12 protein-coding genes are annotated in these 12,365 nt (G+C 71.8%); 5 read left to right on the top strand and 7 right to left on the bottom strand.

Going from position 1 to position 12,365, the window contains the following annotated elements; all coding sequences use genetic code 11:
- Positions 1-9 precede the first annotated feature (9 nt).
- Positions 10-741 carry a hydrogen peroxide-dependent heme synthase gene (hemQ, locus tag ACWCV9_RS17005; protein WP_385840602.1) on the bottom strand — a complete coding sequence of 244 codons (732 nt, stop codon included), beginning with the start codon at positions 739-741 and terminating at the stop codon, positions 10-12.
- Between the two features lie 5 nt (positions 742-746).
- The gene (gene hemG, locus ACWCV9_RS17000; RefSeq protein ID WP_450787444.1) at positions 747-2,201 is read right to left on the bottom strand and encodes a protoporphyrinogen oxidase; all 1,455 of its coding nucleotides are present in this window, start codon (positions 2,199-2,201) and stop codon (positions 747-749) included.
- 88 nt (positions 2,202-2,289) lie between these two features.
- Between hemG and ACWCV9_RS16995 the strand changes: the two genes are divergently transcribed.
- Positions 2,290-3,681, top strand: a complete 1,392-nt coding sequence (locus tag ACWCV9_RS16995; RefSeq protein ID WP_450787442.1) for an FAD-dependent oxidoreductase — start codon at positions 2,290-2,292, stop codon at positions 3,679-3,681.
- Between the two features lie 6 nt (positions 3,682-3,687).
- Here the strand turns inward: ACWCV9_RS16995 and ACWCV9_RS16990 are convergent, their stop codons facing one another.
- Positions 3,688-3,957: a hypothetical protein gene (locus ACWCV9_RS16990; RefSeq protein WP_385840599.1), complete on the bottom strand. Its 270-nt coding sequence runs from the start codon at positions 3,955-3,957 to the stop codon at positions 3,688-3,690.
- A 91-nt stretch (positions 3,958-4,048) separates the two neighbouring features.
- Here ACWCV9_RS16990 and ACWCV9_RS16985 point away from each other — a divergent pair, with 91 nt between their 5' ends.
- Positions 4,049-4,873 carry a rhomboid family intramembrane serine protease gene (locus ACWCV9_RS16985; RefSeq protein ID WP_450787440.1) on the top strand — a complete coding sequence of 275 codons (825 nt, stop codon included), beginning with the start codon at positions 4,049-4,051 and terminating at the stop codon, positions 4,871-4,873.
- Positions 4,874-4,876: 3 nt separating this feature from the next.
- On the opposite strand, the gene hemE is transcribed toward ACWCV9_RS16985, so the two are convergent.
- Positions 4,877-5,935 (bottom strand): uroporphyrinogen decarboxylase, encoded by a 1,059-nt coding sequence (gene hemE / locus ACWCV9_RS16980; protein WP_450787438.1) that lies wholly within the window; start codon positions 5,933-5,935, stop codon positions 4,877-4,879.
- Positions 5,936-6,065: 130 nt separating this feature from the next.
- Between hemE and ACWCV9_RS16975 the strand changes: the two genes are divergently transcribed.
- From ACWCV9_RS16975 to ACWCV9_RS16965, 3 genes are all read left to right on the top strand, one after another.
- Positions 6,066-6,743 (top strand): DUF3000 domain-containing protein, encoded by a 678-nt coding sequence (locus ACWCV9_RS16975; RefSeq protein WP_450787436.1) that lies wholly within the window; start codon positions 6,066-6,068, stop codon positions 6,741-6,743.
- Between the two features lie 288 nt (positions 6,744-7,031).
- On the top strand, positions 7,032-7,688 hold the full coding sequence (locus ACWCV9_RS16970) for a response regulator transcription factor (RefSeq protein WP_158925899.1): 657 nt from the start codon (positions 7,032-7,034) through the stop codon (positions 7,686-7,688).
- A 182-nt stretch (positions 7,689-7,870) separates the two neighbouring features.
- Positions 7,871-9,160 carry a ribonuclease D gene (locus ACWCV9_RS16965; protein WP_450787434.1) on the top strand — a complete coding sequence of 430 codons (1,290 nt, stop codon included), beginning with the start codon at positions 7,871-7,873 and terminating at the stop codon, positions 9,158-9,160.
- A gap of 58 nt (positions 9,161-9,218) precedes the next feature.
- Here ACWCV9_RS16965 and ACWCV9_RS16960 read toward each other — a convergent pair whose 3' ends face one another.
- Genes ACWCV9_RS16960 through ACWCV9_RS16950 form a run of 3 tightly spaced genes read right to left on the bottom strand, consistent with a single transcriptional unit; the run spans position 9,219 to position 12,228 of the window.
- On the bottom strand, positions 9,219-10,049 hold the full coding sequence (locus ACWCV9_RS16960) for a carbohydrate ABC transporter permease (protein WP_450787432.1): 831 nt from the start codon (positions 10,047-10,049) through the stop codon (positions 9,219-9,221).
- Positions 10,046-10,942, bottom strand: a complete 897-nt coding sequence (locus ACWCV9_RS16955) for a carbohydrate ABC transporter permease (RefSeq protein WP_450787430.1) — start codon at positions 10,940-10,942, stop codon at positions 10,046-10,048. The genes ACWCV9_RS16960 and ACWCV9_RS16955 overlap by 4 nt, the downstream gene beginning before the upstream one ends.
- A complete protein-coding gene (locus ACWCV9_RS16950) occupies positions 10,909-12,228 on the bottom strand; it encodes an ABC transporter substrate-binding protein (protein ID WP_450787429.1) in 1,320 nt (439 codons plus the stop codon). The genes ACWCV9_RS16955 and ACWCV9_RS16950 overlap by 34 nt, the downstream gene beginning before the upstream one ends.
- Positions 12,229-12,365 lie beyond the last annotated feature (137 nt).

Genomic DNA, 12,365 nt, shown 5'->3' with positions numbered 1-12,365 from the left:
GGCCTGCGCTCAGGCCAAGCCTGCCACCAGATCCGCGATGTCCTTCCTGCGGCCCGTGAAGAAGGGGACCTCCTCGCGGACGTGCATGCGGGCCTCGGAGCCGCGCAGGTGGCGCATGAGGTCGACGATGCGGTACAGCTCGTCGGCCTCGAAGGCCAGAAGCCACTCGTAGTCGCCGAGCGAGAAGGAGGCGACCGTGTTGGCGCGCACGTCCGGGTAGCCGCGGGCCATCTTGCCGTGGTCGGCGAGCATGCGGCGGCGGTCCTCGTCGGGCAGCAGGTACCAGTCGTAGGAGCGCACGAACGGGTACACGCTCACGTAGTTGCGCGGGGTCTCGTCGGCGAGGAACGCCGGGATGTGCGAGCGGTTGAACTCCGCGGGGCGGTGCAGCGCCATGTTCGACCACACCGGGGTCAGCGCACGGCCGAGCCTGGTGCGGCGGAACAGGTTGTACGCCTCCTGGAGCTGGTCGCTGGTCTCGGCGTGCCACCAGATCATGAGGTCGGCGTCGGCCCGCAGGCCGGAGACGTCGTAGGTGCCGCGGATCGTCACGTCCTTGGCGGCGAGCTGGTCGAACAGCTCCTGGACCTCGTCGGCGTATCCCGCGCGGTCCTCCGGCAGTACGTCCTTCAGCTTGAAGACGGACCAGAGGGTGTAGCGGATGACCTCGTTGAGGTCCTTGGCCAGCTTGCCCTTGTTCGGGATCCTGCCGGACTCGGTGGTGGAGGCGTCGTCACTCATGTCCCTTATTCTCCTGCTCCGCCGTGCAGACTCTGCACCGGGGCCGCGGTGAGCTGCTGCACACCGCGCAGATCTCCGCCCAGCTGGTCCACCGCGGCATTGGCGCTCGCGATGCACGCCGGGATGCCGACGCCGTCGTACTGCGCCCCGCACACCGCGAGGCCGGGCAGCTTGGCGATGTGTTCCCGGACGCGGGCCACGCGCGCGTGGTGGCCCACCGGGTACTGCGGCAGGCCGTCGGTCCAGCGGGTGACCCGGGTGCGCAGGGGTACGGCGTCCAGTCCGGTGGCCTCCCGCAGGTCGTGCCGGGAGACCTCCACCAGTTCGGCGTCGTCGCGCTGGAGGATCTCCGTCTCGCCGTGGCGGCCGACCGAGGTGCGCAGGACGACCACGTCGGGGTCCTCCTCGGCGATCCAGCCCCACTTGCGGGAGGCGAAGGTGGAGGCCTTGATGGTGCGGCCGTCGACGGGCGGGACGAGGAAGCCGCTGCCCTCGGGCAGGTCCAGCCCGGTGCGCCGGTAGGCGAGGGTGACCAGGGCCATGGAGGCGTACTCGATCGCGGCCAGTTCGGCGGCGGCCGCCGGGGACTCGGCGCGCAGCAGCCGCGCGGCGGCCGGGGCGGGTACGGCGACGATCACCGCGTCGGCGTGCAGCTCCCGGTCGCCGGCCGCGACCCGCCAGCCGCCGCCGGCCTCCCGGCGCAGCCCGGTCACGGGCGTCCCGGTGAGGATCTCGCCGCCGCGCGCGCGGACGGACTCGGCGACGGCGAGGGGCAGTGTGCCCACCCCGCCCTCGATGCCCATGAAGACCGGGCCGGTCTGCGCGCTCGCGGCGGCCTTGGCCTGGATCTCCCGGACGCCCTCGGTGAGGGAGGCGTGGGCGCGGGCGGCCTGGAAGAGCTGGGGTACGGCCGAGCGCATCGAGATGCGGTACGCGTCGCCCGCGTAGACCCCGCCGAGGAGGGGCTCGACCAGCCGGTCGACGACCTCGCGGCCGAGCCGGGCGGCCACGTACGCGCCGACTGCCACGTCGTCACCGATCTCGGTGCGGGGCAGGCCGGCGTCCTGCTCGATCCGGGCCAGGCCCTCGTCGGACAGGACTCCGGACAGTGCGGCGGCGGTGCCGGGGACGCCCATCACATGGCCCTTCGGCATGGGACGCAGGGCGCCGCGGGTCCAGATCGAGGCGGTGGCGGTGGCCGGCGGCTGGAGCCGCTCGCCGAGGCCGACTTCCCGGGCGAGGGCCACTGCCTCGGGGCGGCGGGCGAGCATCGACTCGGCGCCGAGGTCGACCCGCACGCCCGCGATCTCGCCGGGCAGCAGCTTGCCGCCGACCCGGTCGGAGGCCTCCAGGACGGTCACGCGGACGCCGCGTGCCAGCAGGCGGTGGGCGGCGGCCAGGCCGGCGATACCGGCTCCGACGACGACGGCGTGCTCCGCTTCGGTACCCCTTGCGCTCATGCCCCCACTCTCTCAGACCCCGCTGACACTCCGTCCGGGACCCGGGATCACCGGGTGCGGACGGCGGGTCCTGCCCTAGCGTGTCCCCATGGGCAACGGTGGCATGGAGCGGCTGGTCGTGATCGGCGGGGACGCGGCGGGGATGTCCGCCGCGTCACAGGCGCGGCGGATGAAGGACCCCGGCGAGCTGGAGATCGTGGCGTTCGAGCGCGGGCACTTCACCTCCTACTCGGCGTGCGGCATCCCGTACTGGGTGGGCGGCGACGTGGCCGAGCGCGACGACCTGATCGCCCGCACCCCCGAGGAGCACCGGGCCCGCGGGATCGATCTGCGGCTGCGCACGGAGGTGGTGGAGATCGACATTCCCGGACAGCGGGTACGCGCGCGTGACGTCGATTCCGGGGCCGAGTCCTGGACGTCGTACGACAAGCTCGTCCTCGCCACCAGCGCCCGCCCGGTCCGTCCGGACCTGCCCGGCGCGGACGCCGCGGGGGTGCACGGTGTGCAGACCCTGGACGACGGCCAGGCCCTGCTCGACACGCTCACGCGTGCGCGTGGGCGCCGCGCGGTGGTCGTGGGGGCGGGCTACATCGGCGTGGAGATGGCCGAGGCGCTGCTCCACCGCGGCTTCGAGGTGACCGTCGTCAACCGCGGCCGGGAGCCCATGTCGACGCTCGACCCGGACATGGGCCGGCTGGTGCACCGGGCCATGGAGGGCCTGGGCATCGCCATGGCGAACGACGCCGAGGTCACCAAGATCCTCACCGACGCGGACGGCGGTGTCCGCGCGGTGGCCACCCGGGAGGCCGAGTACCCGGCGGACGTGGTGGTCCTCGGGATCGGCGTCCGCCCGCAGACCGGTCTCGCCGAGGCGGCCGGTCTCCCCCTCGGCGCCCACGGCGGCCTGCTCACCGACCTCGCCATGCGGGTGCGCGGCCACGAGAACATCTGGGCGGGCGGCGACTGCGTGGAGGTGCTGAACCTGGTCTCCGGCCAGGAGCAGTACGTCCCGCTGGGCACCCACGCCAACAAGCACGGCCAGGTCATCGGCACCAACGCGGGCGGCGGCTACGCCACCTTCCCGGGCGTGGTCGGCACGGCCGTCAGCAAGGTGTGCGACCTGGAGATCGCCCGTACGGGGCTGCGCGAGAAGGACGCCCGCAGGGTGGGTCTCGCGTACGAGACGGTCACCATCGAGTCGACCAGCCGCGCGGGCTACTACCCGGGTGCCTCCCCGATGACGGTCAAGATGCTCGCCGAACGCCGTACCGGCCGGCTGCTCGGCGTGCAGATCGTCGGCCGGGAGGGCGCGGCGAAGCGGGTGGACATCGCCGCGGTGGCGCTCACCGCGCGGCTGACGGTGGAGGAGATGACGGCCCTGGACCTCGGCTACGCCCCGCCCTTCTCCCCGGTGTGGGACCCGGTCCTGGTGGCGGCGAGAAAGGCGGCGGCGAAGGTGCGTCAGGGGGCGGCCCGGTGAGGCGCCCTATGCCGACCCGCTGATCCGGGGCAGGGCGGACACCGCCGCGCCGCCGGTGGCGTCCGCGGGCTTCGCATGGGTGGCGGTCGGCCGGGCCGAGCGCAGGCGGTGGCTGACGGCCTCGTCCAGCGTCACCGGCCGCCCGGTCTGCGCCGCCAGCCGGCCGGCGTCCTGGCCGAGCCGGGCGACGTCCTCCCAGGGGAGCCGTATCACCAGTGACAGCTCGGCCTCGCCGTCGGGCAGAGCATGCAGAGCCGGAACCTGTGCAGCGTTCATCGCCTGTCCTCACGTCGGTTGTGAAGAGATACGCACACCCGCTCGGAGGTGTTCACCGATTCACCCGGCCCGCCTGGGGCAGTAGTCCTGTGTGGTCATCCCCGTCCATGACGTGAACCCGGTGCGCCGCACCCCCTGGGTGACGTACGCCCTCATCGCCGCCAATGTGCTCGTGTTCATCTCCACGCCCGGCATAGCCGGTTCCGTGGCCGGCGGCAGCGATCTGGTCCAGCTGTGCCGGCTGCACGCCTTCATGGACCACTACGCGGCGGTCCCGCGGGAACTGATCCACCATCAGCTGCCGCGGGTGGTGCCGACCGGTCAGGCGGGGCTGGGCCCGCACGGCCCGGGCTGTGTCGTGGGCCCGCCCGGCTACCACAAGTCGCCGGCGCTGTCGGTGTTCACGGCGATGTTCCTGCACGGCAGCTGGCTGCACCTGCTCGGCAACATGCTCTTCCTGCTGATCTTCGGCAACAATGTCGAGGACCGGATGGGGCACATCCGCTTCTTCCTCTTCTACGTCGTCTGCGGCTATGCGGCCGGGTACGGCTTCGCGCTGCTGAACGCCGGTTCCGGCGAACCGCTGATCGGGGCGTCCGGGGCGATCGCCGGGGTCCTCGGCGCGTACATCGTGCTGTGGCCGAAGGCCAGGGTGTGGGTGCTGGTGCCGTTCCTGGTCTTCCTGCCGCTGCGGCTGCCCGCCTGGCTGGTGCTGGGCTTCTGGTTCGCGCTCCAGGCGGTGTACTCCTCGGGGCACGGCGTCTCCGGCGCCGGCACGGTGGCGTACGCGGCGCACGTGGTCGGCTTCGTGGCGGGCGCGCTGCTCGCCTGGCCGCTCAAGCCCGGTACGCCTGCCCCGCCGGAGCCGCGCGGCCTGCTGTTCGGCAGGCGCGCCCGGCCCCGGTACACATGGTGAGGTTCAGCGCGCGCTCGCGGCGTGGACGTACTCGACGAGGCGGGTGAGCGCGTCCGGGTCGGTGTTCGGCATGACCCCGTGGCCGAGGTTGAAGATGTGTCCCTCCAGCCCGGCGGCGGCGTCGAGCACCTCCTGGGCCTTGGCCTCGACGGTCTCCTTGCCGGTGAACAGCACGGTCGGGTCGAGGTTGCCCTGGAGCGCCTTGCCCGGGCCGACGCGGCGCTGGGCCTCGTCCAGCGGGACCCGCCAGTCGACGCCGACCACGTCCGCGCCGGCCTCGCCCATGAGCCCCAGCAGCTCGCCGGTGCCGACGCCGAAGTGGATGCGCGGGACGCCGTACCCGGCGACGGCGTCGAAGACCTTCGCCGAGGCGGACATGACCGAGGCGCGGTAGTCGGCGGGGGCGAGGGCGCCGGCCCAGGAGTCGAAGAGCTGGACGGCGCTCGCGCCGGCCTCGATCTGGACCTTCAGGAAGGCGGCCGTGATGTCGGCGAGGCGGTCCAGCAGGTCGGCCCAGAGCTGCGGGTCGCCGTACATCATCGCCTTGGCGTTCTCGTACGTGCGGGACGGGCCGCCCTCGACCAGGTAGCTCGCGAGGGTGAACGGCGCGCCGGCGAAACCGATCAGCGGGGTGCCGCCCAGCTCGCGGGTGAGCAGCCCGACGGCCTCGGTGACGTAGGGCACGTCCTCCGGGGTGAGGTCGCGCAGCCGGTCCAGGTCGGCGCGGGTGCGGATCGGCTCGTCGACGACCGGGCCGACGCCGGGCTTGATGTCCAGGCCGACGCCGATGGCCTTGAGCGGGACGACGATGTCGCTGTAGAAGATCGCCGCGTCGACGTTGTGCCGGCGGACCGGCTGGAGGGTGATCTCGGTGACCAGCTCGGGGCGCATGCAGGAGTCGAGCATCGGGATGCCCTCGCGGACCTTGCGGTACTCGGGCAGGGAGCGGCCGGCCTGGCGCATGAACCACACGGGGGTGTGCGGTACGGGTTCGCGGCGGCACGCCCTGAGGAAGGCGCTGTCGTACGTGGGGGTCGGCTGCGTGCTCTCGTTCGCGGTCACAGGGGCAAGTTTCGCATGCCGCCGCTTCGCCGCCCGCCCGGCAGGGGGTGGCCCGGCGGCGGGGCGCTCGGGCATGCCGTAGGGGTGTCTTGCCCTGCGCGGGGGCCCGCTTCGCCTTACTCTTCCCCGCATGGCTGCGGCTCACGGACAAATGTCGGACGACTCCGACGGAATGGACGACGTGCAGGACACCGAGGGGGCGGACCGGCGTTCCCGTGCTTCAGGCCCCCCGGCTTTCCGGGCCGCGGTCGACGCCCTGCGCGGCTGCCGGCTGCGGCCGCAGGTCGAGGTGGAGCCGACGCCGGCGCCGCAGCGGCTCGCGCCGTACGCGTACGCGCTGGAGGCGGTGGTGGTCGACGGCGAGCAGGAGCTGGCCGACGGCCGGCTGGTGCTGCTGCACGACCCGGCCGGGCATGACGCGTGGCGGGGCACGTTCCGGCTGGTGACGCTGGTGCGGGCGGAGCTGGAGCCGGAGATGGCGGCCGATCCGCTGCTGCCCGAGGTCTGCTGGTCGTGGCTGACCGGTGCGCTCCAGGCGCGCGGGCTCGGTTACGGCGAGCCGAGCGGCACGGTCACCCGGGCGGGGTCGCACTACTTCGGGGGGCTCGCCGAGCGGCCGCCCGCCTCGCAGATCGAGATCCGGGCCTCCTGGACGCCTCGCGAGGGGCTGGGCGGGGTGCCGGACACCGCCGCGCACCTGGCCTCCTGGTGCGATCTGCTGGCGCAGGTGGGCGGGCTGCCGCCGGCCGGTGCGGGGGACGCGTCGGTGGTGACGCTGCCGCAGCGCCGGGGCCCGCAGCCGCACTGAGCCGCCACCGTCGAACCGTCGAACCCGCGAAAACACGGTGAGCGCCGTATTGACCATCTCTTTGTCGATACGGCCACTTTCCGCATCGGAATCGCATCCGCTTGAACCGACTCGATCTTCGGATGATCGATCGCGTGTCCGAATTGCACGGATTGTTACTCACTAGATCGTGATCATTCTCTAAAGGCGGACGGGTTTGCTGCCGAAGACGACTGTGACCTTGAAAGCACGTTTAGTCCCGGCTTCATCCCCCCAAGCCGGCCCCGTCCCCCCACCCCAGGAGGCCTGGTGTCCGTTCTCCTCGAGCAGCCCGCAAGCCTGGTCGCCTACCGCCCGAACAAGCCCACCGCCATGGTGGTCGTGGCCGACCCGCGCGTCCGTTCCACCGTCACGCGCCACCTGTGGGCGCTCGGCGTGCGCGATGTCATCGAGGCCTCGTCCATCGCCGAGGCCCGCCCCCGTATCGGAAACCCCCGCGACATCTGCGTCGCCGACGTCCACCTGCCCGACGGCTCCGGCCTGACCCTGCTGTCCGAGACCCGCGCCGCCGGCTGGCCCAACGGTCTCGCCCTCTCCGCCGCCGACGACATCGGCGCCGTCCGCAACGCCCTGGCCGGTGGCGTCAAGGGCTACGTCGTCACCGGCACCCGCACCAACATCGGGCTGCCCACCCGGCCCGGCGCCACTCCCCTCGGCGCCGCCCGGATGCACCGCCGCCCCCCGGGTGCCCCGAGCCACCCGGGCGGCTACCGGGAGCTGTCCGGACGCGAGGTCGAGGTGCTCCGGCTGGTCGCGGAGGGCCAGTCGAACAAGGCGATCGGCGTCTCCATGGGGCTGTCCGCGCTCACCGTGAAGAGCCACCTCGCCCGTATCGCCCGCAAGCTGGGCACCGGCGACCGGGCCGGAATGGTGGCCGTGGCCCTGCGCACGGGGATCATCCACTGAGCCCGCACCGCGACCGCCCGCCCACCCGGGACCCCGCCCGCCCCCCGAGCCGGCCGGGGCCGCCTCCGGCCCTTCCGGGTGAACCCCGCGTTTCCCCGGCCTGACTGGATTACGACCCTCCGGCGCCCGTCGACGGAACGTTCCGTCGACGGGCGCCGTCCGCGCACGGATACCCTTGACAGGTGACCGACGCCCAAGACACCGCAGCAGACAGCTCCCTGCGCATCACCGGAGGCACCCCTCCGGACGACGCCGGATCTTCTGTCGTGGGGGCGCCGACACCCTTGCTGGAGCCCCGTGAGGGCATTCCCCCGGTGGTCGCCGACGCGGCCACGCTGGCCGAGGTGATCGCCGCGTTCGAGGCGGGCTCCGGCCCGGTCGCCGTCGACGCCGAGCGCGCCTCCGGCTACCGCTACGGCCAGCGCGCCTACCTGGTCCAGCTGCGCCGCGAGGGCGCCGGCACCGCCCTGATCGACCCCGTCGCCTGCCCCGACCTGTCCGGTCTCGGCTCGGCTCTGTCCGGCGTCGAGTGGGTGCTGCACGCCGCCACCCAGGACCTGCCCTGCCTGCGGGAGATAGGCATGGTGCCGACGGGGCTGTTCGACACCGAGCTGGCCGGCCGGCTCGCCGGCTTCCCCCGGGTCGGCCTCGGCGCGATGGTCGAGAACGTCCTCGGATACGTCCTGGAGAAGGGCCACTCCGCCGTCGACTGGTCCACCCGGCCGCTGCCCGAGCCGTGGCTGCGCTACGCCGCCCTGGACGTCGAGCTGCTGGTCGACCTGCGCGACGCCCTGGAGAAGGAGCTGGACCGCCAGGGCAAGCTGGAGTGGGCGCTCCAGGAGTTCGCCGCGATCGCGGCCGCGCCGCCGGCCGAGCCCCGCAAGGACCCCTGGCGGCGGACCTCCGGCATGCACAAGGTGCGCCGACGCCGGCAGCTGGCGGTGGTACGGGAGCTGTGGGAGACCCGGGACCGGATCGCCCAGCGGCGGGACGTGTCGCCGGGCAAGGTGCTGAGCGACGCGGCCATCGTGGAGGCCGCGCTCGCCGTTCCGGCCAATGTGCACGCGCTGGCCGCGCTGAACGGCTTCGGGCACCGCATCGGGCGGCGCCAGCTGGAGCAGTGGCAGGCCGCGGTGGACCGGGCCAGGGCGCTACCCGAGAGCGCGCTGCCGCAGCCGGGGCAGCCGGTGGCCGGGCCGCCGCCGCCGCGGGCCTGGGCCGACAAGGACCCGGCCGCCGCCGCACGGCTCTCGGCCGCGCGCGCGGGCGTGACGGCCCTGGCCGAGCAGCTCGCCCTGCCCCAGGAGAACCTGGTCTCCCCGGACACCGTCCGGCGCCTGTGCTGGGAGCCGCCGAAGGTCGTGGACGCGGCCTCGGTGAGCACCGCCCTGGCCGGCTACGGGGCACGGCCGTGGCAGGTGGAGCTGGTCACCCCGGTACTGGTCGCCGCCCTGGCCAAGGAAAGCGCGTAACTCGAGGAGCTTGCGTAGCCGCCGCAGCGCTGTCGCGCGTGCGGCGGCTGCGGCGTGGCTATCTCGTGGCTCCGCGCAGGAAGCCGTTGTAGATGAACCTCTGAAGCGCCAGGAAGACGATCAGGGTCGGCAGGATCACCAGGACCGTGCCGGCCGAGATGATCTCCCAGTGGGCGCCGTAGGGGCCGCGGAAGCGGAACAGTGACGTCGAGATCACGCCAAGATCCTGGGACGGCATGTACAGGAAGGGGATGTAGAAGTCGTTGTAGACGGCGATCCCCTTCACGATCACCACCGTGGCGATCGCCGGTTTCAGCAGGGGCAGGATGATCCGCCAGTAGACGGTGAACGCGTTGGCGCCGTCCAGGCGGGCCGCCTCGTCCAGGGAGACCGGGATCGAGCGGATGAATTGCAGGAAGATGTAGATCGAGACGATGTCCGTGCCCATGTAGAGCACGATCGGGGCCCAGCGGGTGTCGAACAGGCCGAAGCTGTTGACGATCTGGAAGGTGGCCACCTGGGTGGTCACCCCCGGGACCAGCGCGGCCAGCAGGAACAGGGCCACCACCAGTTTCTTCAGGCGGAAGGCGAAGCGGTCGATGGCGTAGGCCGTCATCGAGCCGATCAGGACTGTGCCGCCGATGGCGAAGGCGCAGATGAACAGGGTGTTGCCGAACGCCTGGAGCATCCGGCCGTCCCGGAACGCCGTCACGTAGTTGTGGAAGTTCAGCAGGTCGTCGGGGAGGGTGAGGGCACCGCTGTCGTTCGCCATCTCCGTGCCGGACTTCAGCGAGGTGAGCAGGACGACGCCGAGCGGGAGCAGCACGACGACGGTGGCGGCGACCAGGCTCGCGTAGACCAGGGCGCGGGCGGCGACGCGGCGCGTCATACGAGGTCCACCCGGTCGTCGGGGACGAGCCTGCGCTGCACCCAGGTCACCGCGAGGACGATCAGGAGCAGCACGATCGCCGCCGCCGAGGCCAGCCCGGTCTTGTTGTACTGGAAGGCCAGCTTCACCGTCTGGGTCACGAAGGTCTCGGTGCCGGTCGCGCCCCCGGTCATGATGTACGGCACCTCGAAGACCGACAGCGAGCCGGAGACGGAGAGGATCACGCTGAGGGTGACGACCGGTTTGATGCCGGGCGCGATGATGTGGCGGAACTGCTGCCAGCGGTTCGCGCCGTCCAGCTCGGCGGCCTCGTACAGCTCGCCCGGGATGGACTGGATCGCGCCGAGGAAGAGGACGAAGTTCAGGCCCGTGTAGCGCCAGACCGAGACCCCGGCGAGCGAGGTGTTCGCGGAGACGGGGGTGCCGAGCCAGGCGTGGTCGCTGTGCACGCCGGCCAGCCGCAGCACGGTGTCGAGGGTGCCGCCGTCCTGGAAGAAGTACAGGAAGACGAAGCCGATCGCGACGCCGTTGATCAGGGACGGGAAGAACAGCACGCCCTTGAAGAAGTTCCGGAAGCGGACCTTGAAGCTGAGGACGGTCGCGAAGTACAGGGCGGCCACGATCTGGAGCACGGAGGCGGCGAGGTAGTAGCCGCTGACGAAGAAGACCTCGAACAGGTCCCGGCGGGTGAAGATCTCGCCGTAGTTGTGGGCGCCGGTGTAGTGGAGTTCGGGGCTGACGCCGTCCCAGTCGGTGAAGCTGTACGCGACCATGTTGGCGATCGGCGCGTAGGTGAAGGTGATCAGCAGGGCGAGCGGGAGGAGCAGGAACAGCCAGGGGGTCAGGGTGCGCCGGCTCATCAGGAGCCCACCCGCTGCTCGGCGTCGGTCCACTTCCGGCCGAGGCCGTCCAGGAAGGCGTCCAGGCTGCCGGAGCGGGCACCGCGGGCCAGGTCGACGAGGTTCTGCCGGTAGTCGGGGGCGTTGATGCCGACCTCGGACTCGGAGTCGATCAGTTTCACCCGGGCGCCGTCGGTGTCGTCCAGCTCGATCAGCTTCACGCCCGCGTCCTGGTACGGCTTGAGGACGTTCGGCAGGGGGGCGTGGATGCGCGGGGAGATCGCCAGGTTGTCGCGGTCGTAGCCGGACTTGTCGGTGAACCAGTCGATCCAGGCGCGGGCCGCGTCCTTGTGGGCGGAGTGGATGTTGACGGCCTGGTTGTAGTCGGGGCCGACGACCGCGCAGAACTTCCCGCCGGCCTGGGCCGGGAAGGGCATGAAGCCGATGTCGTCGGGGTTCACCCCGGCCTTCTTCGCCGCGTCCCGGAACTGGATGACCGCCCAGGTGCCGAGCCACTGGGTGGCGATCTGTCCCTTCGCCAACCGGGCTTTGGACGCTTCCCAGTTGGTGGTCGTCGGGTCCTTCTCGGCCAGGCCCTGGTGGACGATGTCGTAGAGCAGCGTGTCGCCGACGCGCAGGTCGGCGCCGGGCGCCCACGGGTTGCCGGTCGCGAGTTGGGTGGTGGCCCTGGTGTCGCAGTGCACCGAGCCGTTGACGAAGGTCCAGGCGGTCAGCGGCCACTGGGCGGCGAAGTTGGTGTAGTACGGGATCGCGCCGGTCTTCTGCTTGACGGCCTTCAGAGCGGCGAGGAACCCGGCGGGGGTGGTGGGCCACTCGGTGACGCCCGCCTGCCGCCAGACGCGCTTGTTGTAGACGAAGCCGGGGGTGACGCCGATCGGGCTCTGGCCGTACACCTTGCCGTCGACGGTGGTGAAGTCGGTGAAGCGGTACTTGCTGGAGCGTTCGGCCCGGCTGCCGAGGGAGGCGAAGAACCTCGGGTAGTCGCTCTTCTTGATGACCCCGGGGATCATCAGGACGTCACCGTAGTTCTCGGTGTTCATCCGGATCTTGACTTCGGACTCGTAGTCGGTGAGGGCCTGGAACTTCACCTTCACCTTCGGGTACGTCCTGTTGAACTCGGCCGCGTACCGGTCCATCGTGCCGTCCTGCACGAGGTCGGTGCGCTGGGTGAGGACCGTGATGGTCCCGCTCACCTTCGCCGGGTCGGTGGGCGCGGCGGCGTCCTCGCCCCTGGTCGCGCCTCCGGTGCCGGTGCAGCCCGCGAGCAGCAGGGCGGCGGCCGCCAGGGCGGTGGCGAGGGCGGTCGTACGGCGGTTCATGTGCATCAGCTCCGTTCGCGAAATGACGGACGAGCACGTGCGGGGTTGGCTGGTTCGGCACTCTGACAGCGCTTTCCTCAACCGGTAAAGTCCCAATCCCGCCAAGGATGGCAGAACCACGTCCAGTGCTGGCATAG

This window comes from Streptomyces sp. NPDC001606, assembly GCF_053596835.1.
The sequence above is the reverse complement of the archived record's forward strand: the minus strand, read 5'-3'. Positions and strand labels throughout refer to the sequence as shown.